The sequence below is a fragment of the Novosphingobium sp. PhB165 genome (genome assembly GCF_004341845.1).
Taxonomy (GTDB): Bacteria; Pseudomonadota; Alphaproteobacteria; order Sphingomonadales; family Sphingomonadaceae; genus Novosphingobium.
Map to the genome: position 1 here is coordinate 337,349 of NZ_SLVB01000006.1, position 21,904 is coordinate 359,252.

The 21,904-nt window shown below is 63.2% G+C and carries 24 protein-coding genes; 7 read left to right on the forward strand and 17 right to left on the reverse strand.

The genetic code is table 11. The features are described 5' to 3' along the window. Positions 1 to 121 precede the first annotated feature (121 nt). From EDF56_RS18505 to EDF56_RS18515, 3 genes are all read right to left on the reverse strand, one after another. Entirely contained in the window at positions 122 to 1,393 is a 1,272-nt protein-coding gene (locus EDF56_RS18505) for an acetyl-CoA hydrolase/transferase C-terminal domain-containing protein (protein ID WP_132390172.1), read from the reverse strand. A 126-nt stretch (positions 1,394 to 1,519) separates the two neighbouring features. Continuing rightward, a complete protein-coding gene (locus EDF56_RS18510; RefSeq protein WP_132390175.1) occupies positions 1,520 to 2,410 on the reverse strand; it encodes a CoA ester lyase in 891 nt (296 codons plus the stop codon). 146 nt (positions 2,411 to 2,556) lie between these two features. Continuing rightward, positions 2,557 to 3,723 (reverse strand): acyl-CoA dehydrogenase family protein, encoded by a 1,167-nt coding sequence (locus tag EDF56_RS18515; protein ID WP_132390610.1) that lies wholly within the window; start codon positions 3,721 to 3,723, stop codon positions 2,557 to 2,559. A gap of 151 nt (positions 3,724 to 3,874) precedes the next feature. On the opposite strand from EDF56_RS18515, the gene EDF56_RS18520 reads away from it, so the two are divergent. From EDF56_RS18520 to EDF56_RS18530, 3 genes are all read left to right on the forward strand, one after another. After that, positions 3,875 to 5,062, forward strand: coding sequence for a CoA transferase (locus EDF56_RS18520; RefSeq protein ID WP_243652685.1), 1,188 nt, complete (start codon positions 3,875 to 3,877; stop codon positions 5,060 to 5,062). Positions 5,063 to 5,195: 133 nt separating this feature from the next. Next, complete coding sequence (locus tag EDF56_RS18525; protein WP_132390179.1) at positions 5,196 to 6,971, forward strand: thiamine pyrophosphate-binding protein; 1,776 nt, start codon at positions 5,196 to 5,198, stop codon at positions 6,969 to 6,971. Positions 6,972 to 7,065: 94 nt separating this feature from the next. Beyond that, positions 7,066 to 8,487, forward strand: a complete 1,422-nt coding sequence (locus tag EDF56_RS18530; RefSeq protein ID WP_132390181.1) for an aldehyde dehydrogenase family protein — start codon at positions 7,066 to 7,068, stop codon at positions 8,485 to 8,487. A gap of 245 nt (positions 8,488 to 8,732) precedes the next feature. Here the strand turns inward: EDF56_RS18530 and EDF56_RS18535 are convergent, their stop codons facing one another. Continuing rightward, entirely contained in the window at positions 8,733 to 9,008 is a 276-nt protein-coding gene (locus tag EDF56_RS18535; RefSeq protein WP_132390184.1) for a hypothetical protein, read from the reverse strand. Between the two features lie 320 nt (positions 9,009 to 9,328). Between EDF56_RS18535 and EDF56_RS18545 the strand changes: the two genes are divergently transcribed. Continuing rightward, entirely contained in the window at positions 9,329 to 9,661 is a 333-nt protein-coding gene (locus EDF56_RS18545) for an ASCH domain-containing protein (protein ID WP_132390187.1), read from the forward strand. Between the two features lie 156 nt (positions 9,662 to 9,817). Here the strand turns inward: EDF56_RS18545 and EDF56_RS18550 are convergent, their stop codons facing one another. The 4 genes from EDF56_RS18550 to EDF56_RS18570 all read right to left on the reverse strand — a co-directional run bounded on the left by EDF56_RS18550 (position 9,818) and on the right by EDF56_RS18570 (position 13,204). Continuing rightward, the gene (locus EDF56_RS18550) at positions 9,818 to 10,024 is read right to left on the reverse strand and encodes a hypothetical protein (RefSeq protein ID WP_132390190.1); all 207 of its coding nucleotides are present in this window, start codon (positions 10,022 to 10,024) and stop codon (positions 9,818 to 9,820) included. Positions 10,025 to 10,419: 395 nt separating this feature from the next. Next, a complete protein-coding gene (locus tag EDF56_RS18560; protein ID WP_165912247.1) occupies positions 10,420 to 10,704 on the reverse strand; it encodes a hypothetical protein in 285 nt (94 codons plus the stop codon). 198 nt (positions 10,705 to 10,902) lie between these two features. Then, complete coding sequence (locus EDF56_RS18565) at positions 10,903 to 11,238, reverse strand: hypothetical protein (protein WP_132390198.1); 336 nt, start codon at positions 11,236 to 11,238, stop codon at positions 10,903 to 10,905. A gap of 397 nt (positions 11,239 to 11,635) precedes the next feature. Next, the gene (locus EDF56_RS18570) at positions 11,636 to 13,204 is read right to left on the reverse strand and encodes an arylsulfatase (protein WP_132390200.1); all 1,569 of its coding nucleotides are present in this window, start codon (positions 13,202 to 13,204) and stop codon (positions 11,636 to 11,638) included. A 666-nt stretch (positions 13,205 to 13,870) separates the two neighbouring features. Here EDF56_RS18570 and EDF56_RS18575 point away from each other — a divergent pair. After that, entirely contained in the window at positions 13,871 to 15,415 is a 1,545-nt protein-coding gene (locus EDF56_RS18575) for an arylsulfatase (RefSeq protein ID WP_207904738.1), read from the forward strand. A gap of 102 nt (positions 15,416 to 15,517) precedes the next feature. Here EDF56_RS18575 and EDF56_RS18580 read toward each other — a convergent pair whose 3' ends face one another. Continuing rightward, positions 15,518 to 16,318 carry a hypothetical protein gene (locus EDF56_RS18580; protein WP_132390203.1) on the reverse strand — a complete coding sequence of 267 codons (801 nt, stop codon included), beginning with the start codon at positions 16,316 to 16,318 and terminating at the stop codon, positions 15,518 to 15,520. Between the two features lie 697 nt (positions 16,319 to 17,015). Continuing rightward, positions 17,016 to 17,657: an SOS response-associated peptidase family protein gene (locus EDF56_RS18585; RefSeq protein ID WP_132390206.1), complete on the reverse strand. Its 642-nt coding sequence runs from the start codon at positions 17,655 to 17,657 to the stop codon at positions 17,016 to 17,018. Positions 17,658 to 17,702: 45 nt separating this feature from the next. Between EDF56_RS18585 and EDF56_RS18590 the strand changes: the two genes are divergently transcribed. Continuing rightward, on the forward strand, positions 17,703 to 18,080 hold the full coding sequence (locus tag EDF56_RS18590) for a hypothetical protein (protein WP_165912249.1): 378 nt from the start codon (positions 17,703 to 17,705) through the stop codon (positions 18,078 to 18,080). An 11-nt stretch (positions 18,081 to 18,091) separates the two neighbouring features. Beyond that, the gene (locus EDF56_RS18595; protein WP_243652686.1) at positions 18,092 to 18,439 is read left to right on the forward strand and encodes a hypothetical protein; all 348 of its coding nucleotides are present in this window, start codon (positions 18,092 to 18,094) and stop codon (positions 18,437 to 18,439) included. Positions 18,440 to 18,914: 475 nt separating this feature from the next. Here the strand turns inward: EDF56_RS18595 and EDF56_RS18600 are convergent, their stop codons facing one another. The 7 genes from EDF56_RS18600 to EDF56_RS18625 all read right to left on the reverse strand — a co-directional run bounded on the left by EDF56_RS18600 (position 18,915) and on the right by EDF56_RS18625 (position 21,900). Then, positions 18,915 to 19,445, reverse strand: coding sequence for a hypothetical protein (locus EDF56_RS18600; protein ID WP_132390211.1), 531 nt, complete (start codon positions 19,443 to 19,445; stop codon positions 18,915 to 18,917). A gap of 8 nt (positions 19,446 to 19,453) precedes the next feature. Then, positions 19,454 to 20,044 (reverse strand): glycoside hydrolase family 19 protein, encoded by a 591-nt coding sequence (locus EDF56_RS18605; protein ID WP_132390213.1) that lies wholly within the window; start codon positions 20,042 to 20,044, stop codon positions 19,454 to 19,456. A 3-nt stretch (positions 20,045 to 20,047) separates the two neighbouring features. After that, a complete protein-coding gene (locus EDF56_RS26020) occupies positions 20,048 to 20,209 on the reverse strand; it encodes a hypothetical protein (RefSeq protein ID WP_165912250.1) in 162 nt (53 codons plus the stop codon). Next, positions 20,206 to 20,565, reverse strand: coding sequence for a hypothetical protein (locus tag EDF56_RS18610; protein ID WP_132390216.1), 360 nt, complete (start codon positions 20,563 to 20,565; stop codon positions 20,206 to 20,208). Before EDF56_RS18610 ends, EDF56_RS26020 begins: the two co-directional genes overlap by 4 nt. A 105-nt stretch (positions 20,566 to 20,670) precedes the next feature. Then, a complete protein-coding gene (locus EDF56_RS18615) occupies positions 20,671 to 20,955 on the reverse strand; it encodes a hypothetical protein (protein ID WP_132390219.1) in 285 nt (94 codons plus the stop codon). Beyond that, positions 20,952 to 21,635 carry a DUF4376 domain-containing protein gene (locus tag EDF56_RS18620; protein ID WP_132390222.1) on the reverse strand — a complete coding sequence of 228 codons (684 nt, stop codon included), beginning with the start codon at positions 21,633 to 21,635 and terminating at the stop codon, positions 20,952 to 20,954. Before EDF56_RS18620 ends, EDF56_RS18615 begins: the two co-directional genes overlap by 4 nt. Before the next feature lie 31 nt (positions 21,636 to 21,666). After that, complete coding sequence (locus EDF56_RS18625; RefSeq protein WP_132390225.1) at positions 21,667 to 21,900, reverse strand: hypothetical protein; 234 nt, start codon at positions 21,898 to 21,900, stop codon at positions 21,667 to 21,669. Between the last annotated feature and the right edge of the window lie 4 nt (positions 21,901 to 21,904).

A 21,904-nucleotide genomic window follows, 5' to 3' on the forward strand; every position in this document is an offset into this window, starting at 1 on the left:
ATCCCGCTTCCGAACCTTGCATTGTACGCTGGCGTTTCAGTGAATGAGTCTTCGGCGCGGGTCAGCTTCTCCGCCTCTCCGCGCCTCCGCGCGAAATCGTTGTGGAGGAGCGGGCCCACCGTCAGAAGCCTCGCCGCGCGATCTCGAATGCCTCGCGGTCGAGCGCCTCGCGGAAGTCGGGATGGGCGATGGCGACGAGCCGTTTAGCGCGTTCGGCCAGGGTCTGGCCCTTGAGCTGCGCAGCGCCGTATTCGGTGACGATCACGTCCACTTCGGTCCGCGCAGAGGTGACCGGCCCGGAGAGGGCGGTGACGATCTTGCTAACCGTGCCGCCCTTGGCGGTGGAGGCCAGCACCATCAGCGAGGCACCGCCCGGCGAGCGCGCGCCGGCGCGCACGAAGTCCACTTGCCCGCCGGTGCCGCCGAGATAGCTCGCGCCGGATTGCTCGGCATTGACCTGTCCGGTGAGGTCCACTTCCAGCGCCGAATTGATCGTGACGAGGCGCGAGAGCCGCGACAGCGTCCCCGCATCGTGGGTGTAGCTGGTGGGCGTCATGCGGATCGCGGGGTTGTTCGCGGCCCAGTCATAGAGCCGCCGCGTGCCGATCAGGGCGCCGTTGATCGAGATACCCTTGTCGATTTCCTTGCGGGCATTGGTCAGCACGCCGGCTTCGGCAAGGTCGACCAGTCCGTCGCCCAGCATGCCCGAATGGACGCCAAGGTCGCGGCGGTCGTGCAGCAGGCGCAGGATCGCGTCGGGCACCGCGCCGACGCCGGTCTGCAGCACCGCGCCGTCGCCGATGAATTCGGCACAATGGCGGGCGATGGCTTCGTCGGTGGGGCCGATCTTCGCGGGGGCCACTTCCACGGGCGCGCGGCTGACGTGGACGGCCACGTCGATCAGGTCACCGGGGATCGTCTCGCCCGGAACGTAGGGCACCTGCTCGTTGACTTCGGCGATCACGAAGCGCGCCTTGTCCACCGCCGCGCGCACGTAGTCGGAGATCAGGCCGCAGCTGTGATTACCCTGCGCATCCGCCGGGCTGACCTGAATCATCGCGACGTCGCAGGGCATGATCCCGGCCTCGATCAGGCAGGCGACCTGGCTGACGTGGACGGGGATCACGTCCAGCGCATTCGCCTTGGTCATGCTCCGCAGTGCGCCGATCGCGCCCATGCTGGAGAGGCGGAAGGCGCGCGCGCTGTCGGGCGTGAACAGGCCGGAGAAGCTGGTGGCGATGAAGGCGTGGAGGCCGCCGACAGCCTCGCCCTGTTCGATCAGCGCTTCGACCAGCGTGGTCGGCTCGCCGCAGGCCTGGCCGAACACGATGCGGTCGCCCGGTTTCAGGAACCGCGAAAGGTCGAGCGTTTCGGGGGTGAGTTTGAGGGTCATGACACTACCTCTCCAACCCCACTCCGCTCATCCTGAGCTTGTCGAAGGATGGTTCGCAGCGCAGCGCCAGCGCCCTTCGACAGGCTCAGGGCGAGCGGAGTTGGGCGTATGAGGTTCATTGCGTGCTCACAGCTTCCCCGCCTGCCGCAGCAGCCGTTCGGCGCGGGCGAGGTAGGGGCGGTCAAGCATGCCGCCCTTCCAGCCGATGGCGCCGACGCCCGGATTGGCGGCGAAGATGTCGACGATTTCCTGCGCCTCGGCGATCTCCGCCTCGGTCGGCGTGAAGGCCTCGTTGATCACCGGCACCTGCGCCGGGTGGATCGCCATCATCCCGCGATAGCCGTCGCGGCGGACCTTCTCGGCGCGGGCCTTGAGCGCTTCCAGATCCTTGAAGTCGGCGCTGATCGTCTCGATCGCGGTGACGCCAGCGGTCGCCGCGCCCAGCACGGTCAGGCTGCGCGCCAGTTCGTACGTGAAGGAGTACGATCCGTCCGCATTGCGGTTGGACGATGCGCCGATGGAATCGGCCAAGTCTTCCGCGCCCCAGGTCAGCGCCACCACGCGCGGCGCGCCCTTGTAGTTGCCGGTGTGGAACATTGCCTCGGCCGTTTCGGTGATCAGCACGATCACCGGGGTCGATCCCTGTTCGATGCCGTTGGCCACTTCCAGCGCTTCGAGATAGCGGTCCAGCGTCTCCACGTCCTGCCGGCCATAGACCTTGGGCAGCATGATCCCACCGGGACGCGCGGGCATCACCGCCACGAGATCGTCCAGCGTATGCGGCCCGTCGAGCGGGTTGATCCGGACCCACAGGCGGCCGCGCTGCTCGGGGTTGGCCTTGATGAAGTCATGCACCATCGGACGCGCGGCGGCCTTGGAGTCCGGTGCGACGGCGTCTTCGAGGTCGATGAGGACGATATCGGCCTCACCCTCCATCGCCTTGGTCATCTTCTTTTCGCTGTCGCCCGGCGCGAAGAGCCAGGAGCGGGCGGCGATCGGTTCGTGCTGGAACGGCAAGTCTTGGATCCTTTTCCCTCGTCGCCCCCGCGCAGGCGAGGGCCCCGCTACCTTCTTACCCGCCGCGAGGAAGCGGGGTCCCGCCTGCGCGGGGACGACGTGATGTGATTACGCAGGGTTCACGAAGGATTGAATAGCCCGTTTCCTCAATAGGACTTGGGCAGTTCCAAAACCCTCTCGGCGATGAAGTTCATGATCTGGTGCGGGCTGACCGGGGCGATGCGCGGGATCATCACTTCGCGGAAGTAGCGCTCGACATGGTATTCCTGCGCATAGCCCATGCCGCCCATGCTCATCATCGCGGTCTGGCAGGCCTCGTAGCCGGCCTCGGCGGCGAGGTACTTGGCGCTGTTTGCCTCGACGCCGCAGTCGAGACCCTTGTCGAACAGGGTCGCCGCCTTGAACACCATCAGGCTGGCCGCTTCCACTTGCATCCACGCCTTGGCGAGCGGGTGCTGGATCCCCTGATTCTGGCCGATCGGTCGTCCGAACACCACACGCTCGCGGGCGTAGCGCGAAGCGCGCTCGATGGCGACGCGGCCCAGGCCGGTGGCCTCGGCGCCCAGCAGCACGCGTTCGGGATTGAGACCCTTCAGCAGGATGCGGAAGCCCTGTCCCTCCTCGCCGATGCGATCTTCCTCGGGAATGAAGAAGTCGGTGATGAACATCATGTTCGAGCCCACCGCGTGGCGGCCCATCTTGGGGATGAGGCGCGTCTCGATCTTCTCGCGGTCAAGCTTGCAATAGAAGAGCGTCAGGCCGTCGGTCTTCTTCTTGACCTCTTCCAGCGGCGTGGTGCGCGCGATCAGCAGCATGCGGTCGGCGACGTGGGCGTTGGTGATCCAGATCTTCTCGCCGGTGACGCGGTAGCCGCCGGGCACGCGCTCTGCACGGGTCTTGAGGCTGGTGGTGTCGAGCCCGGTGTTCGGCTCGGTAACCGCGAAGCACATCTTCTCCTCGCCCGAAAGGATCGGCGGGATCATGCGCTGCTGCTGTTCCTCGGTGCCGAAGAGGATGACGGGTTCGAGCCCGAAGACGGGGCCGTGGATCGCCGAGGCGGCCGTCATGCCGCCGCCGCTTTCGGCCACTGCCTGCATCATCACCGCCGCTTCGGTGATGCCGAGGCCCGCGCCGCCGACGCTTTCAGGCATGGCGACGCCGAGCCATCCGGCATCGGCCATCGACTTGTGGAACTCGAACGGGAATTCGCCGCTGCGATCCTTTTCCAGCCAGTACTCGTCAGAGAACTGCGAACAGTGCTTGAGAACCGCCTCGCGGATGTTCTGCTGGTCGTCGGTAAAGGCGAAATCCATGGCAATCCTCTTGTCTTCCCGCTGATCGAAGTAGCAGCGCGGCCCATCGCTCACAACCATCATCGTGCCGATATGCGCCCACCAAACGCAAATACGAATGGTTTTCGCTCCGGCGGTGAGTTACCCATGGCATGACAAGAAGGAGAGGGCCTTGACCGCGAGCAAGGAAAACAAGGGAACGGGGCCATTGGCGGGCCTGCGCGTGGTGGACCTCACCAGCGTGGTCTTCGGGCCCTATGCCACGCAAATCATGGCGGATATGGGCGCCGAGGTGATCAAGGTGGAGCCGCCCGAAGGCGACAACACCCGCTGGATCACCAAGGGCCCGGTGCCCGGCATGGGCGGCATCTACGTCAATGTGAATCGCGGCAAGCGCGGTATGATGCTCGATCTGCGGCAGGAGCAGGATCGCGAATCGCTGCGCCGCCTGATCGCCACGGCGGATGTCTTCATCCACTCGATGCGCGGCAGCGCGATCCGCAAGCTCGGCTTCGATTACGAGGCGGTACGCGCGATCCGGCCGGACATCGTCTACACCAATTGCTACGGCTATTCGCGTCGCGGGCCGGAGGGCGACAAGCCCGCCTATGACGATACCATCCAGGCCGAATGCGGCATTCCGCATGTGCAGGGCCTGATGAACGGCGAGCCCGGCTATGTCGCCACGATCATGGCGGACAAGGTGGCGGGCCTCCACGCGCTCTACGCAACGATGATGGCGCTCTATCACCGCGAGCGTACCGGAGAGGGGCAGGAAGTCGAAGTCACCATGTTCGAGGCGATGACCTCGTTCATGTTGGTGGAGCACGCCAACGGCGCGATGTTCACGCCGCCGACCACGCCCGCGCACTACCACCGCGCGGTCGAGCCCAACCGGCGGCCCTACAAGACCAAGGACGGCTATGTCGCCGCGCTGGTCTACAACGACAAGCACTGGAACGCGTTCATCGAATCGGTGCAGCCGGAATGGGCGTCTGACGAGTTCTCCACTCTGGAAAAGCGCGCGCGCCAGATCGGCCGGGTCTACGGCTTGCTGGGCGAGACGTTCCTCACCCGCACCACGCAGGAATGGCTGGATACCTTGCAGGCGCTCCACATTCCCTGCGCGCGCCTGCGCTCCACCGACGATCTGTTCGACAACGAGCACCTGAACGCCATCGGCTTCTTCGAAGAGGTCGAGACCGAGCAAGGCCCGGTGCGCTTCCCCGGCGTACCGACGTGGTTTTCCGCCACGCCCGGCAAAGTGCGCGGCCCCGCGCCGATGCTCGGGCAGGACAATGAAAGCGTCCTGTCCGAACTCGAAAGCGTCGCCGGGGCGATAGCAGTCGATTCGAAGTAAACAGTACTGTTGATTTCACCTGACAGCGTCCCGAGGCTTGCGCTAACCACCTGTTCAAGCCGGGCGCTGCGAAAGGCAGGTTCCCTGAGAACTGCCGGCACCGAAAATTGGGATCGAGAAGAAAGGCACCACCATGTACGACGACCAGCCGCAAGCCGAAGCGCCGGCCAAGGCCCAAAAGGGCACCCCGGTTTACAAGCGCATTCTCGACCTGTTCGAGGCCGAGGGCATCAAGACCCTGTTCGGCATTCCCGATCCCAACTTCGTCCACCTCTTCCTTGAGGCCGAGACGCGCGGCTGGACCGTCGTTTCGCCGCACCACGAAGCGTCTGCCGGCCACATGGCCGCTGCCGCTGCCCGCATCACCGGCAAGCCGGCACTCTGCATCGGCACGCTCGGGCCGGGCATGGCGAACATGATGCCCGCGATCCAGTGCGCCAAGGTCGAGAACGATCCGGTGATCTTCATGGGCGGCCAGCGCGCCCGCATCACCGAGCGCCGCGTGCGCCGCGGCCGCATCCAGTTCGTCCGCCAGGAGCCGATGATCGAGGATTCGGTCAAGTTCTCCAGCTCGATCGAATATGCCGACCAGACCGACGAAATCGTCCGCGAGGCGATCCGCGTCGCCATGTCGGGCACGCCGGGACCGGCCTATATCGAATATCCCGCGCATATCATTCTCGAAGAGCTTGATCTGCCGCCGGTTCTGCCGCCGCACCGCTACCGCCTGACCAACCAGGGCGCCGACGGTGATCGCATCGCCGAAGCGGCCGAGATCATCCGCAACGCCAAGAACCCGGTGCTGCTGGTCGGCCACGGCGTCCACACCTCGAAGTCGGGCGCGGCGGTTCGCGAACTCGCCGAACTGATGCAGTGCCCGGTGATCCAGACCTCGGGCGGCACTTCGTTCATCGAAGGCCTTGAGGATCGCACCTTCCCCTACGGCTTCTCGGAAGCCTCGATCGACGCCGTTGTCGAAAGCGACTGCTGCGTGGCGCTGGCCACCGAACTGGGCGAGCCGAGCCACTATGGCCGCTGGCGCCACTGGGTGGACAACGAAGCCAACCGCAAGTGGATCTACGTCCAGCAGGACCCGACCGCCGTTGGCGTCAACCGTCCGATCGACGTGCCGCTGGTGGGTGACGTCCGCGCCGTGGTTCCGCAGCTCGTCCGCGCGCTGAAGGACACGCCGCGCAAGGCTGCTCCCTCGCTGGCCGAGTATATCGAGCGTGACGCCCAGCAGCTTGTCGAACTGGCCGAGGACGCCGCGTCCAAGCCCGACGGTTCGACTGCGAAGATGCACACTAGCCAGTTCGTCACCGAAGCGACAAAGGCCTTCCCGAAGGATGGCATCCTGATCCGCGACGGCGGCGCCACGGTGATCTTCCAGTGGACCTACTCGCAGGCCAAGCCGCATGACGTGATCTGGAACCAGAACTACGGCCACATCGGCACCGGCCTGCCCTATGCCACCGGCGCCATGCTCGCCGACCAGGCCGAAACCGGCAAGGTCCGTCCGGGCATGCTGCTCACCTCGGACTCGTCGTTCCTGTTCCACGTCGGCGAACTCGAAGTCGCCGTGCGCAAGAACCTGCCGCTGGTGATCGTGGTTGGCGTCGACTTCCAGTGGGGTCTCGAAGTGGGCGTCTACAAGCGCACCTTCGGCAAGGGCACCAAGGAAACCGGCGTGCACTGGTCCGACAAGGTCCGCTTTGACAAGATCGCCGAAGGCTTCGGCGCGGCGGGCGAATATGTCGAGAAGGCGGCGGATATCGGCCCGGCCATCAAGCGCGCTTACGAGCGTGGCGGCTGCACCGTGATCCACGTGCCGATCGACCCGGCCGCGAACTCGGAAGAAATGCCGAACTACTCGGAATTCCGCACCTGGTACGCTGAGGGCACCCAGTAAGCCGGACACCGGAAAACCAATGCAGACCTGAAGCGAAATCGCTCCCTCTCGATCCGAGTGTGGGGCGGTTTTGCTTTAGGAACGGGAGAGAACGATGCGCAATTACACCCAGTTCTATATCGACGGGCAGTGGGTCGATCCCATCGCGCCGCGCACCGCACAAGTCGTCAATCCGGCGACCGAGGAAGTTTCCGGCACGATCTCGCTCGGCACCGCCGCCGATGTCGACAAAGCCGTCGCCGCCGCCCGCCGCGCCTTCGCCACGTTCGGCGAGACCAGCGCCAAGGAACGCCTCGATCTGCTCGAAGCGATCCTGGCCGAATACCTGAAGCGCGAAGCCGAGCTGGGCGAGGCCGTCAGCGAGGAAATGGGCGCGCCGATGTCGCTCGCCTGCGGGTTCCACACGCTGCTCGGCAAGGGACATCTCTCCACCGCGATCGAGGTCCTGAAGGAATTCAAGTTCGAGGAACAGCGCGGCGTCACCCTGATCCGCAAGGAGCCCATCGGCGTCTGCGGCATGATCACGCCGTGGAACTGGCCGATGAACCAGACGTGCGTGAAGATCTTCCCGGCCCTCGCCGCCGGTTGCACGATGATCCTCAAGCCGCCGCAACTGGCGCCGTATTCGGCCCAGATCCTGGCCGAAATCCTGCATGACGCGGGCGTTCCGGCGGGCGTGTTCAACATGGTGCAGGGCAAGGGCAGCGAGATCGGCACCGCGCTCTCCACGCATGAGGACGTGGACATGATCTCCTTCACCGGGTCGGAGCCGGTGGGCGTTCAGATTCAGAAGGACGCCGCCGATACGGTCAAGCGCGTGGGTCTCGAACTCGGCGGCAAGTCGGCATGGATCGTGCTCGACGACGCCTCGCTCGCCGCTAACGTCGCCGCCGCCACCGGGGGCATGATGGGCAATTCCGGCCAGACCTGCTCGGCCGGTTCGCGCCTGCTGGTGCCCAACGCGCGCATGGACGACGCCATCGCCGCCGCCACCGAGGCCGCGAACGGCGTGACCGTGGGCGATCCCAAGGGCAACTTCGCGATGGGCCCGGTCGTCTCGAAGAGCCAGTACGAGATCATTCAGGGCTATATCGAGAAGGGCATCGAGGAAGGCGCCAAGCTCATCGCCGGCGGCCCGGGCAAGCCCGAAGGGCTGGACAAGGGCTACTACGTCAAGCCCACCGTCTTCGTCGGCACCAACGACATGGTGATCGCGCGGGAGGAAATCTTCGGCCCCGTCCTCGTCATCATCGGCTACGACGATGTGGACCACGCCGTCGCCATCGCCAACGATTCCAACTTCGGCCTTGGCGGCTATGTCTCGGGCGAAGACCTCGACACCGCCCGCGCCGTTTCCCGCCGGATGCGCACCGGCGCGATCTGGGTCAACGGCGGTTTCGACTTCCACGCACCGTTCGGTGGCTACAAGCGCTCCGGCAACGGCCGCGAGTGGGGCGAACATGGCTTCGCCGAATATCTCGAAGTGAAGTCGGTGGTCGGCTGGAACGCCGCCTGAGCCATCAGGTCAACCGCAAGGGAACTGGCGGCACACTTGAATCGCCAAGTGTGCCGTCGCCCCCGCGAATGCGGGGGACCCGCTTTTTTTGGGGCATGCGGTCTCTTTGCGAGGTGCGTGACCCCACAAAGAACAAGCGGGATCCCCGCCTACGCGGGGATGACGGGCAGTTTGGGGTGAGGGGCCCGACGTTGCCGACGTTCTGAGTTCCCGGTTCTCGCGACTTCTCACCGTTTCGCGATGCTTCAGGCGTGCCCGTTTTGGGCCAGCGTGGCGGAAGCCATGAGGCGCCAGATATTGGCCGCATCGTTGCGATAGGCCGCGTCCGATTCGTCCGGCCCGACATGGCGAACGATCTCGGCACCCGCTTCCATCATGAATTCGTCGGGTTCATGCAGCGTTTCAAGCACGGCGCGTGCGGCCGTGTTGAACTGCCTTTGACGCGAGGCGTCCAACGCCTCCCATTCGCGGCCATCCAGAGATGCCGCCAAAGCCCGCGCGGTCCGTTCGAGAAATGTCATCGCACCATCCATGCCCAGTGGAGATTGCCAGCGGACACCAACGCGCCTCGGAATGCAATCGTGATGCGGCTTTCGCCGACCGGATTTCACATTCGTAATGGGGGGAATGGCGGCGCAGTCGGCTGGCCATTGACGGACCGTCACCGATGGCAAACCACGGATTCCGGCCCGCCGGAAGATGGCGAAGGGGCTGGATTCCGCAGGTTTGGGAATGGTGGGCGATGACGGGCTCGAACCGCCGACCCTCTCGGTGTAAACGAGAGTTCGCCACCTAAAATCCACGATTTCCGTTCCCTTGCCGTAGAACGGAGCGTGAATCAATGTCGAACATATGGGCATCCGCTGACCATTTGCTGACCACTTTTCGCGACCTCATCATCCCCGTGAAGGGCATCTACTTCGACCAGATCGCCGCCGGCACGAAGTCTCATGAGTTCCGCTCGCAGGACGAGCGGTGGACCAAGCGGCTCGATGGCCGGACCTATCGCCATGTGGTGATGACGCGCGGCTATCCGAAGGGTGGCGGTGTGGAGGGCGAGACCCGTCTAACGCGGGTGTGGCGCGGCTTCGACCGGCGGACCATCCAGCATGAGCACTTCGGCGCAGATCCGGTCGCGGTCTTCGCGATCGATGTTTCGGAGGCGGCGGTATGAAGATCGCAGCGCACCACATCCCCGGCACGTCGGAGCACAAGCTATCGTCGATGCTCCACAGCAACGCGTCGTGAAGCTGCTGCCCTCCGCGCCTCCCGAGCCACACACGGGAGATGAAGGATGAGCCGGAGGCACAGGCTCCGGCTCATCCTTGGCTTATGCGGCTCGCATCAACTGCTGTGGATCGTCGCCGTAAAGGTCTCGCATCCAACAGTGGATCTGCTCATTCACGATCCGATGTAGCACCTTCAGACGCTTCACTTCCGATGGATGCGCCTTTTCGGCTTCTGCTTTCGCTATCGCCAGTTCCAAGCGATTGCGCTCTTGGCGCAGCAAGGTGAACAGCCTTTCCTGCATGGTCATGGCTCCCGGGCATCAAGGCTGCGCATGGCAGACATTATGTCGACGAGACGGACTGGTTCGGACGCGCCAGGCGGTTGCCTCAGATCGGGACGATCTTCGACTGCACGGGCGTCGGAAGCCCAGGACGCCAAGATTGCGCGTTTAACTTCCGGCTCTAGCTGGGGTCGTTCCATGAACTCGAATGGATGATGAAATTTGGAGAGGGACATTGCGTTGCCTCCTTTCTTCCAACTCTCCTCGCATTGGCGGTGATTCCGCCGCCCAAAATATTTGCATTCTGGGTCTTGAGGTCAAGGGCTTTTGCGCCGCCGCCCTCTAGTCGTTCCGACTTAGAAGCGCGACCGGATCGATCGTGTAGGCAGCTCCAGCCCGGTCTGCAATGTGGCGCGGGGTGCTCAGCTTTCCGTCTCCTCCTCTCCACCGGCGCGAGCCTCAGCGAGCAGGGCATCAACCATTCTGGTCCATGCCCACTCCATGTCATGCCAATCGATGCCGTGGCGGGCCTCATGGCCAAGGCACTTCTCGCCTTCGCCGCTCACCGCGCGCGATGGCAGCCGGATCGCCTGGATCACGGCGCGGGCGTTTTCCTTGAGTTCCTCCTGCAAGTCCTTGTCGAGGCCGTCCCAATCGTCGTGTCCGCTCTCTGACTCGGCCAAGGCTCGTGCTGCGCGTTCGATCATGAGCATCGTGTTCTCCCTCCACAGATGATGAACGGAAGGTAGCTCACCTGGAGGCTGGCGTGGCATGAACTTTCGGATAGGGCGGCCGTCATGATTCCGGACGACTACTTCTATCTAGAGTGGTCAAAATCTGACGCTTGTTAACCGTCCGGCCTGGTTCGGCAATGGCCGAGGTTGGTGGATTGCGTACTTCGACCGTTAGCTCCGGAGAGGTGACCGAACGGTAAGAAGCGCAGTGAAGTCCGGGTTCTCCACCGCTGCATCCTCGTCAGCCAATTGGTAGATGCCAGGTTGTGCATACTCGATAGCATCGAGAATGGGAGCGATGACGAAATCTTCGCCAGTGTCTTGTTGAATGACGATGCCGGACACCTGATCGGCTGACGTGACCGTTCCGTAAACCTGCTCACGCCGTATCAACTGATCATCGTGATCGACATACGTAATGCCGACAAGAACCGTTGAGCCGATGAGGTCATTGGCAAACTCATCGCTCCAGCCGTCTTCGCCATCCAAGCTTTCGAACTCTGTCATCCCCTCTTATGCTTCACGCGGCGAATGTCTGCAATGGGGCGGATGCTGCCATTCTCGCAAAATCGTCCCGGAAGGGCGCGAAGTGGTGGGAAGCTGCCGTTCCCATTCTGGTCCGAGGCGCGGCTACAGCTGCCGTCCGTGGAGCGCGCCGCCGAGGCAGCAACGCGCCCAATTCAGACACAAAGAGGCCGTCGTGGCGATCCCGACAGCGGACGGTGGGCGTTATCTGGGCAGCGGCCACGTGCACGGCAGCGAACGACAAATTGGCGCGCTGATTCGAACGGCTCGGATTGGAGATCGGCACCGTGCCCTATTCCGCTTTAGCGGTGACGGCTACCCACCAACCTACGCGGAAGGCGCATCGATCAGCGATCGACGCGCCTTCTTGAACCTCTCGTCAGTTCCCCGTCGGCATTCCGATCCGGAAACCTTCACTGGCGAGCTGGTCCTTGATGTGCTTGAAACGCTCGTATTGAGTGAGCGTGATCGGCCCCGAATAACCCTCACCCTGCATCTTGCGAGGCGGGTATTCGAGATAAGTCTTCATGAGTTCCTTGATCGCCTTGTTGATCGTCACCAGCGTCCAGGTGTGCTCGGTGTAGTTGTTCATGAAGATGTCGTAGCGTTCCTGCGGGTCCTGCCAGAGATCGAACACCTGGGGCACCGTCGCGACATAGGCATTGGGGCCTTTCCATCCCAAGTTAGTATCGACGGCAAGACCGCCCGTGGCCGCCCCGTTGTCGCCACGTACGTTAAAGCATGCCTTGTAGTTCCCCACACGCGCGGCACCGGGGGTGAGTTCGTCTTCGGTGAAATAAAACCAGCTGTCGCGTTCCGACTTACCTTTGCCGAAGAGGACCGGTGACATGTCATAGCTGTCGAAGATGATCGGTTCGCCTTCACGATCCTTCTCTGGTAGCTTGATGCCGGCCAAGGAGGCGAATGTTGCCATGTAGTCGAGGCCGCCCACGATGTCGGCGTTCCTCGTGCCCCCCTCAATGCCGGGGCCCCATGCCAGCGAAGGTACGCGATTGCCGCCTTCGCGGATTGTGCCCTTGGTCCCGCGATAGGGCGTATAGCCGGCATCGGGATAGACATCCTGCCATGCGCCGTTGTCGGTGGTCCAGAAGACGTAAGTGTTGTCATCAAGGCCCAGCTCGCGGAGCTTGTCCATGATCGCCCCGATGCGCGCGTCATTCTCGACAAGCGAATCCGAATACTTGGATTTCGACAGTGACTTACCCTTGAAATCGGGGTGGGGCATGCTGGGCTGATGCATCTTCATGAAGTTGATGTGCATGAAAAATGGCTCTTTGGAATCCTTGACGCTGTCAAGATAGTCGAGCGAAGCCTTTTCAACATACGAATCGTAGTAGGGGATGCCGACTATACCATTGTCCGGGTCGTCAACGTACTGCCCGTTGACTTTGAACACTTCCTTCGGCTCCTCTCCGGCGTTTCCGGAAAGGGCCCCCTTGGTCACCTTTTCGAACATCGTGCGCAGTTCCTCGTCCATGTCAGGGAACCACTCGGGGTCTGCATAAGTGTAGGCGTTCAGGTGATAGAGGCCGACATATTCCATGCGGTCGTAACCATGGGCGGTGGGCATCGCATAGTCGGACTCGCCCAGGTGCCACTTGCCGGTGAAGTAGGTCTTGTAGCCGGCTTCCTTGAGCACTGAGCCCAACGTCCACTCGGCCGCAGGAAGACCGCCGCCGTCACCCTGAAAAGCCACCGTCGTCATGCCGCTACGGTTGGGGATACGTCCCGTCAGGACGGCCGCGCGACCTGGAGTGCAACTGGGCTGCGCGTAGAACGACAGGAACTGCATGCCTTCAGCCGCGATGCGATCAAGGTTGGGAGTAGGCATTCCGCGATTTTCGCCGCCCCCGTAGCAACCCGCATCACCATATCCGAAATCGTCGGACAGGATCAGAACGATGTTTGGCTTGCGCTTGTCTGACATTAGGATCTCCTGCTGATAGCCTGGACGAGATATCTCGTCCGCACCGCGAGTGCTTTCACACTGCCATTGCGCCTCCTGCAGGCACTCGGGAGGTGCCGCGGCAGCAGACTTCTATCGGTTATTCCCTCGTGGCTGTGGCGCGCCAATTGGGGTTTACCCTATGTTGCACGCGTGCTGGCGCCCAGATCACTGTCGGAGAAAGTCGGAATCCCGGTCAGGCTCGCGGGTTGGCTTGCGGCAACGGGAAACCGTTTCGGTGGGGAAAGCTGCAAAGGGCAATTAGGCGACGTTTCGGTCGAAATCCGCAAGTCCGGAATCGGCCAGCCACCGTCATAAACCGGGAACGAGGGAACGGCGGGTTTCAGGGAATCCGCCCCGTGTCGCAAATGTCCGCAAGGGGGCGGTTTCTGCCAGACCGGTTTCGGATTAAAATCCTGCAACCCTGCCATTCCGGTTTCGGGAGCCTGGCTGAGCACCTCCTAAGCCCGGAAGTGGTGGATAGCGGACGCTTACATACCAGCCGAGGGTGCCCGAGCGTTCGTGAAACGACCTGCTCCATAGAAGCCGAGTGCTCCGTGCATAGAAACCCTGATGGCAGCACCGGTCCGTGCGCCGGTATACCTAATGGCCTTGCGGGCGTTGGGCCGCGATCCTCTGGAGGGTGCTATGACCGCTGCCACCAAGCCAAACATCGTCATGATAATGGCCGATGACGTAGGAATCTGGAACGTCAGCGCCTACCATCGCGGAATGATGGGCGGCAGCACCCCCAACATCGACCGTCTCGCGAGCGAGGGTGCGCTGTTCACCGACTACTACGGCCAACAGTCATGTACGGCGGGACGGGCCGCATTCATCACCGGACAGACGCCCTTCCGCACGGGCCTGCTTAAAGTCGGCCTTCCGGCGGCAAGACAGGGCCTACAGGATTCCGACCCCACCATCGCCGAATTTCTCAAACCGCTCGGCTATGCGACCGCGCAGATTGGCAAGAACCATCTGGGTGACCGGAACGAGTACCTGCCCACGGTGCACGGCTTCGACGAGTTCCACGGGATACTCTACCACCTGAACGCGATGGAGGAGCCTTACTACCCGGATTATCCCAAGTCCGATGAGTTCCTCGCCAGGTTCGGCCCGCGCAACATCATCAGCAGCGTCGCGACTGACGTGGATGACCCGACCGAAGATCCGCGCTGGGGCCGGGTGGGCAAGCAGAAGATCACCGACGCTGGCCCGCTGCCGCCCCGTCCCGGTATGGACCCGGCCGCGAAGGTCAATATGGAGGACATCGACGCGGACCTGGTGAAGCGATCGTGCGATTTCATCGACCGCTCGTTTAAAGCAGGCCAGCCGTTCTTCCTCTGGCACAACTCCACCCGTTGTCACTCGTGGACGCACCTCTCCCAGGAATGGGACGGAAAGACGGGGTACGGCCTATTTGCTGACGCCATGGCCGAGCTCGACTGGATCGTGGGCGAACTGCTCGCTAAGCTTGATGAGCTTGGGATCGCAGACGACACCATTGTGCTGTTCACGAGCGACAATGGTGCGGAGGTGTTCAGCTGGCCTGACGGCGGCAACCATCCCTTCCGAGGCGAAAAAGGAACGGTATACGAAGGCGGGTTCCGGGTGCCGATGCTTGCGAAGTGGCCAGGCGTCATCGAGCCAGGCGCGATCATCAACGAGGTCATGTCGGCCGAAGACTGGCTGCCGACACTCGTTGCGGCCGCCGGCGGCGATTCCGGTCTGAAAGAGAAGCTGCTGGACGGCTACGAGGCGGGCGGGAAGACGTTCAGGACCCATCTCGACGGGTACAACTTCATGCCGTTTTTCGAAGGTGAGGTTTCCGAAAGTCCGCGCCGCGAGTTTTTCTACTTCAGCGACAACGCTGACCTCATGGCACTCCGCTTCGATGAGTGGAAGATTACCTTCAAGACAATCGTGGGCAACCTCTTCAGCGGCAAGGAGGACACGACAAACGTCCCGATCGTCACCAACCTGCGCGTCGATCCGTGGGAGAGATATCAAACAGAGTCGACGTCATATGGCGAATGGTGGGGGAAGAAGCTGTGGGTCATGATGCCCGCGACGATGATCATGGGCAAGTTCCTCGCCACCTTCAAAGACTATCCGCCGAGCCAGATTTCCGGCTCCCTCAGCGTGGAAAAGGCATTGCAGGCGCTAGAGGAAGGTGGCCGGAAGAACTGAAAAGCGCGGTCGGGTAGCTGTTGACGGCCGCTTCGTCCGCTTTGGGGCGCTCGCTGCCGTTTCCCCGGCGGGTGCCAAGCGTGTGATCTCCACCTCTGGCCCTTAGCAGTGCCCGATTGCTCGGGCTGCTTGCACGGTCGTTAGCGGAGCACTCTTGTCCCAGCGCGTCGCAGGATTTCGAAGATATTCCGCCGACGCGCTAAGATATTTGATCTCCTCCTTAGATGGCGCTTCGCCGTAGCCCCTGGGAATGACGGAACATCCGAACTGTTCAACGCTGATCTTCTGTGCTTCGAAGGCCGACCCTGCATATTCGGCGGCGCCCTTAATCTCGTCTTCGGTAGGCTCAATTGGCCATAAGAGGAGGCCTTTCAGCCAGCCACCCTTTCGCACGTGGGTGGCCATCCATTCGTCATAGCGGATGACCTTTTCGACAGCAGCGGCGCGTTGCTGAATGCCCGATTTGCTTTCCAATTTATCTGTGATTGGTGTGGCACAGACAAAACGGATTACGAAGTAAGCAAGCAGCGCCACGCCCCCCAAGGCGTATGGCATTGCTTTGATAGCTGAACGCACCTTCGGATGCCGGGCCTCTTGCTTGCGGAAATACGGCGTGAAATGCTCCGAAATATAGTCTAGCGCGGGCACCCAAGACGGATCGCAACTGCCCTTTATCTCCGCGATTTGCTGTTCCACAATAGTCGGACCATTTTCCCGACCATCGGCGGTCTTCAGCAGAGCATCGACGTACTTGCCTCTAACTTCGTTGAAGCGGGCGACTGCGGCATCGTGGCGGGTCTTGGCTTCCTTCCACTGACTTTTGTCCAGAGTACTTTCAGCGTCCACCAAAGAGACGATTTCTGCCGCCAACTCTAAAAGCTGATCGAAGTAGTCTTCCGCCATGCCGAATGCCCCATCGACGAATCATATCACGAGCGTGTTCGCTTACCCTCGCGCGACTATGTTGGAAAGTTGACTATTCCCTTCCTAGGGCGCTTCGCACGGCTCTGTGCCGGACAAATTCATTTCGGAGGGGAAGCCCGGCCGCCGGGCGCCTATTTGCTGTCAAAACCCCTCCGGCTTTGGACGTAACGCGAGTGCCCGGATGCCACCGGGAAGCAGGTTGCCGAACGTCCGCAATTGGGCGGTTTCTGCCGTTTCTTCGGCGGGTACCAAGCGTGCGATGTCGACCACTAGTCGACGCCGAGACCGGACGGCCCATGGCATCTGCTCTCACGGGGCCTGAACGGGCTGCGGAGCGAAGGAGGGCGGCGCGCATCGCACTCGGAGTGCGGCCGCCCTCCGGCCCATTCCCGTTCAGAGGCGTGGGCCAGTCGCTGACGTACGGTGGGAGCCTGTGGTTAGACAAGATGCTCACCCGGAAGAGTTGAGCGCTTTGTGGCTGTAATCCAGTCGGAAGGGGCCGCCACCGCCAGTAAGGTGTGCCGGCCCCCCTGCGATGTCGCCCGGCACCCGAGGGCAGGGATCAACCGAGCTGCGACCCGTGACAGAACGTCTACAAGTCTGCCGGGTTCCAACATCACGACGGCCGGTTCACCCGATACCCGTTCACGCCGGGCCGGGCTGCGGCGCCACGACCTCAGAGAAGGATCGGTGGCTTCGATGTGGCCGGCGCCGATCGCTGGATCCACGGCACGTCGGTTCGATCAACCACCAGCGGTAATTCCCACGTCCGCAGCAGGGAGAATGCTTCGTCCGGAGTGCCGTCAGTCCATCGCGCCCGGTCTTCGGACGGGAGGATAGTCGGCATCCGGTCGTGCACGTCGGACATCTGTTCGCTGCCCGGAACCATGACCATCGAATAGGCATCGCCCCACTCGATCGTCGGGGTCCAGATGCCGGCGACAATGAATGGCTCGCCGCCCGGCAGCGAATACCAGGTGCGGGTCATCCGGCCCGCTTCGCCCTCGGCCTCTGCCCACGCGGTGACCGGGATCAGGCAGCGCCGGTCCCGGAAGCTGTCGCGCCACATCGGATTGCCGCGAAGCTTGTCGTCGCGCGCGTTATTCGTGGCGGTGGGTTTCAGGGCCTTGCCGGTCTTCTTGCTCACTGCGTGCCGTGGAAAGCCCCACGTCATCGTGCGCACCGCGCCCTCGGCGATCACCAGCCCCGTGTATTTCGGGTAGACCTCGGACGCGAAATTCGCCCCGACAGCGGGCATGGCCGAGAACAGCTTGGCGACCGCGTCGGCCGGCGACGTCATCCGGTAGAGATTGCACATGCCCGCATGATGGCCGTGCGACGAACAGAGTCAATCCGACTCCCCATGCCGGTATGTTCTCTATATGTTCGAATCCAAGATGACGAATCGGAACGCCTGATGCGCTGGTCGAAAGACGGACTGATGGAGCCGACGTGCATATTCGAGGCCGCGACCCTGCATCACTCGGTGCAGGTCGTCTGCCGGTGCGGGCATAGCGCGCGGTTCGAATCGCATGGTGTGTGGTGGCACTTCACGCGGCGAGGTTGGGACGACCGCTTTGGCCCGGCACGCAAGCGGTTCTGGTGCCGCGTGTGCCGGTCGAAGGAGCGGAAGAAGGTGCATCCCGTGAAGCTGGAGCCCGTGAACTGGAAGGAGGGCGACTTCGAGTTGCCTTGGCCGGACGAGCGTCGGTGGAAGGAAGCAGTGAGAAGCGTTCGATGAAGGAGGAACCGATGAAGGACAAAACGAAATTGACGGACGACCTCATTCGGGAGCTGAACCTACAATGCAGCGGCTACGGCGGGATCCGCAACGAGGAACTGGTGCCGGCCGACAGCCGGTTACGGCAGATGGGGAGGGTGGAGAGCCCCGCCGAGCGCGGACCGTTCGGCCGGTGGCTCGTGCGGCAACAAGCCGCAAAGGGGTTGTTGGCGCGCCTGGTGAGCGCGGCGAATGCCGATCCGAAATTTCCGTTGGATGGCGATCCCGAGGCAGTGCGCGACCGGCTTCGTACGTGCGGAGCGGACGGGAACATGTTCGCGGCGATCGACGACGCGGAGCTGGACTGGCTTTCGCTGTGACTGCCGATGTTCGGGAGTTCCCGTCTGACGGTTTCCTTCTCGGGCCCGGCCATTGCGGCGCACCGAGCGAAGACCGCAAATCGCTGTGCCTGCTGTCCAAGGGGCATAAGGGCGAACACGAGATGGCATGCTGGGAAGGGTTCCGTATCAGGTCGCCATGGAATGACGGCAGAACAATCCCGTTTCGCGGCTTCGCGGGGTAGAATGGCAAATTCTAAACCAAATGATTCGTGGATCCGAGATTACGCCGTAGCGCGCGGCATGAACTTCAAGTGGCGCACGTTCCCGGACCAAGGGCGCTGGAAGGCAGAAGTGACGCTTGGACACCAAGGCTCCCCGGGGTGCAGCTGGGTCGGGAGAGGGGATACCGAACAGGAAGCCCTCGACCAAGGGATGCACTACGCAACCTCGTATTACGATGCGATCCGCGATGCCGGAAAGCAGCATGGGACCCCGCCGGCGGGGTGGTGAGATGCTACTTGGCCGCTTGGGCCAGATCCTGCGCGATTAGCCCTTGGGCCCATTCGTGGGCACTGCGGGCATAGACGTAGCTGGCGTCGCAGGCGGTGAGGTCGGCTTCGGAGACCGCCACGAGGGCGGCGTCGGCGCTTTCAGCATGAACTTCGGCACCGTCACCTTCGGCGGGGGCGGCGGCAGAGGTTCCGGCGGACTGCCGCACGCGGTGAGCAGCGATGTAATACCGCAGGCCAGCATTATCGGCCAGCAGCGCATCATGCGTGGTCTGGGCATCTTGGGCGATCTCCTGTGATTTGTGCTCGGCCGATGCGGTGGCGGCCTTGGCGGCGGCGACCTGCTTGGCCCAGTCCGCTCGCGCGCCGGCCAGTTCGGTCTTCGCGGCGTCGCGCTGGTTGAGCGCATCGGTCTTGCCGCTCCACAGCCACCAGCAGAGAGCCAGCGCGACGATGAGAGCAACCTGCCAAGGGTAGCGCTTGGCGGTATCCCGTAGCCACGACAGCCCGGACCAGCCGATGCGAAGGATTGCCAACGCCCAACTCATCGCATCCACCCCTTGAGCTTGGCGAGCTGGGCTTTCCGGTCGGCAAGGCCATTGACCCCGCCGTTGATGCGGTGCGTGATGCCCTCGACATCGTCCTTGTCGGCGAGGGCGTTGAGGCCGTTCATCTTCCAGAATTCGAGAGCGATCCTCAGGCCGATGGCCGGATCGGCGGCGAGGGCCGGATTGCCTTCCAGGTCGATCCCGAGGCGCTGGCCATAGGCTCGGTAGTTCGATCGCCCGGTGATCTGGATCGGGCCGCGCCCTTTGTAGCGCTTGCCGTCCCCCGGCTGGCTGTTGCCGAGATCCGCGCGACCTTCGTAACGCTGCTGCGCCGGGGTGGGGCCCCAGATCTCCTCCATGTAGTGGAAGCCGCCGCTTTCGTGGATGACCTGCCCGAGGAAGTGCGCAAGCCGCAGCGGGCTATCCATGATGCCGTAAGGCGCGAAGTATCGCGCGGCGGTGGCAGCGAGGGCGGCGGCGCGGTCGGCGGAGGCGCCGCAGCGCTGGAACAGGGCAGCGAATGATACGGGGCCGAAGACGCCATCAGGCTTGGCGCCGACGGCGGTTTGCAGGGCACGAACGTCCATCGTTCATTCCTTTCGATGCGACACGTAGTCGAGAAGGTGGGTGATGATGCGGCGTGCGAACGGGTCGACTTCCAGAAGCAGGCGATCCAGCCGCCAAGCTCGCCAGTGACAGAATGCCGACAGGCCGACCGAGATCAGCAGCACCAGGGCGAGCGTTTCGTTCACGGCGCGCTGTCCTTCATGTCGCTGTCCATGCCGATCCGCTTGCGCACGATCGTTTGGAGAGCATCGAGGAAGAACGCGAAGCCGAGGGCGCCGAGCACCATGGAGAACAGCACCACAGCCTCCACGGGCCAATCGCGCAGCTTGCCGATGACGACGGACAGGGTAGCGAAGGCTGGAAGGGCGGAAAGCTCCGAGAACACCATCCAACGGCGTTTCCGTTCCCAGAGGTCGAGGGCCACCGGATCGGAAGGCATGTCGGGAGCCATCCCGAATAGCATCCAGCCGAGCCGCGCGCCGCAGAGCGCGAGGCCGCCGAACAGGGAAAGCAGCCACAGAATGAAATCGTCGAGTTTCATGAAATGCCCCGGGAATGGAAGTTGAGCGCGGCACAGCTGGCCGCGGCGATCTGTCGGCGCGGAATCTGGTCTGTCAGCGTTGGGGTTGGTTTGGATGGAGGGGCATCACCCCTCCATCAGCATCGCCATCTGGTAGAATTCATACGCGCGGTGGCAGTGGCCGGGGCCTTCGCCGACCCGCTGGGCGAGCCAGTCCACGACGGCAGCGGCGCGGATACCCCACGCCATCCCATTATGCTGGGCGAGGCCCACGTAGGCGCTGATCGTCTCGCGGCCGTACGGCCGATCCGCGAGGCCAAGCGGATAGAGGGCAGAGAGCCAGACGGCGCAGAGCAGGATGTCGAAGGCCCGGAGCAGAGCCCCCAGCGACTGGCGCAGCCGGCGGATCATGAGGGCCAGCCTTCCGCGATCCCGGCCTTTGCGGCGGCGAACTCCTCATCGGACATAGCCTCGGTCCTGGCGTCGACCTCTGCATCGATCGCGTTCTTGCGGAGCTGCGCGGCGCTGATGAAGCGTGCCACCGTCGAGCCGACGGCAACCATGGTCGCGGCATCGAGCGTGACGATCGAGTTATCCGACAGGCGCCAGTCCATCGAGAAATCAGACGTCGTCATCGTGGCGAGGGCCACTGCGCCGACCAGATTCACGCGGCTGGCCAGATCGGTATCGATCCGCTTGGTTTCCTCGCCGATTTGCACGGTGCAGCCGCCCGCCTGCACCGCGTTGCGCTGGAGGCGGGCGAAGTAGCGCAGCGTGGCCTGCTGGCAGGCGAGCGGGAAATCGGTCTTGGACACGATCTTGCCGCCTGCATAGGGCCCGGCGTCGCTCGCGAGCCACTGGACAACCGAGAGTAGGGAGAGCTGATCGCGGGGAACGGCATCCGGAGGCAGGTTGATGCTGGTCCAGTTGACGAAGCTGTCGCTTCCCATGCCGATCGGCGCGATGGTGACGCCGGCGATGCCCCGGGTTGCGACGGCCACGGTGGTGGTCGTGTCGTCGTCCCCAAGCGTGACGCTGCCGATATCGTAGATCGTGGGCACGTCGTCCGCGTCGGTCGTGAAAATGTACATGAAATTGCTCCTGATGGGCCGGTGTTGATGCTCAGCGGTCGTCCAGTTCCGGCTTCCCTGCGCGGCTGGCGGTAATGGCGCCGTTGATGGCGAAGTTGGCGGCGGCGGTGGCGGATCCCGCCGCGTTCGTCGCCGACGTGGCGGCCGAGGTCAGACCTGGCGTAGTCGCCTTGCTTCCCGCCCGGGCGCGAGCGCGGCCCAGCAAGAAGCCGAGGCCGAACAGAGCCCCCGCGAGAGCGAGGGCGACAAGAATCCATAATTCCATGGGG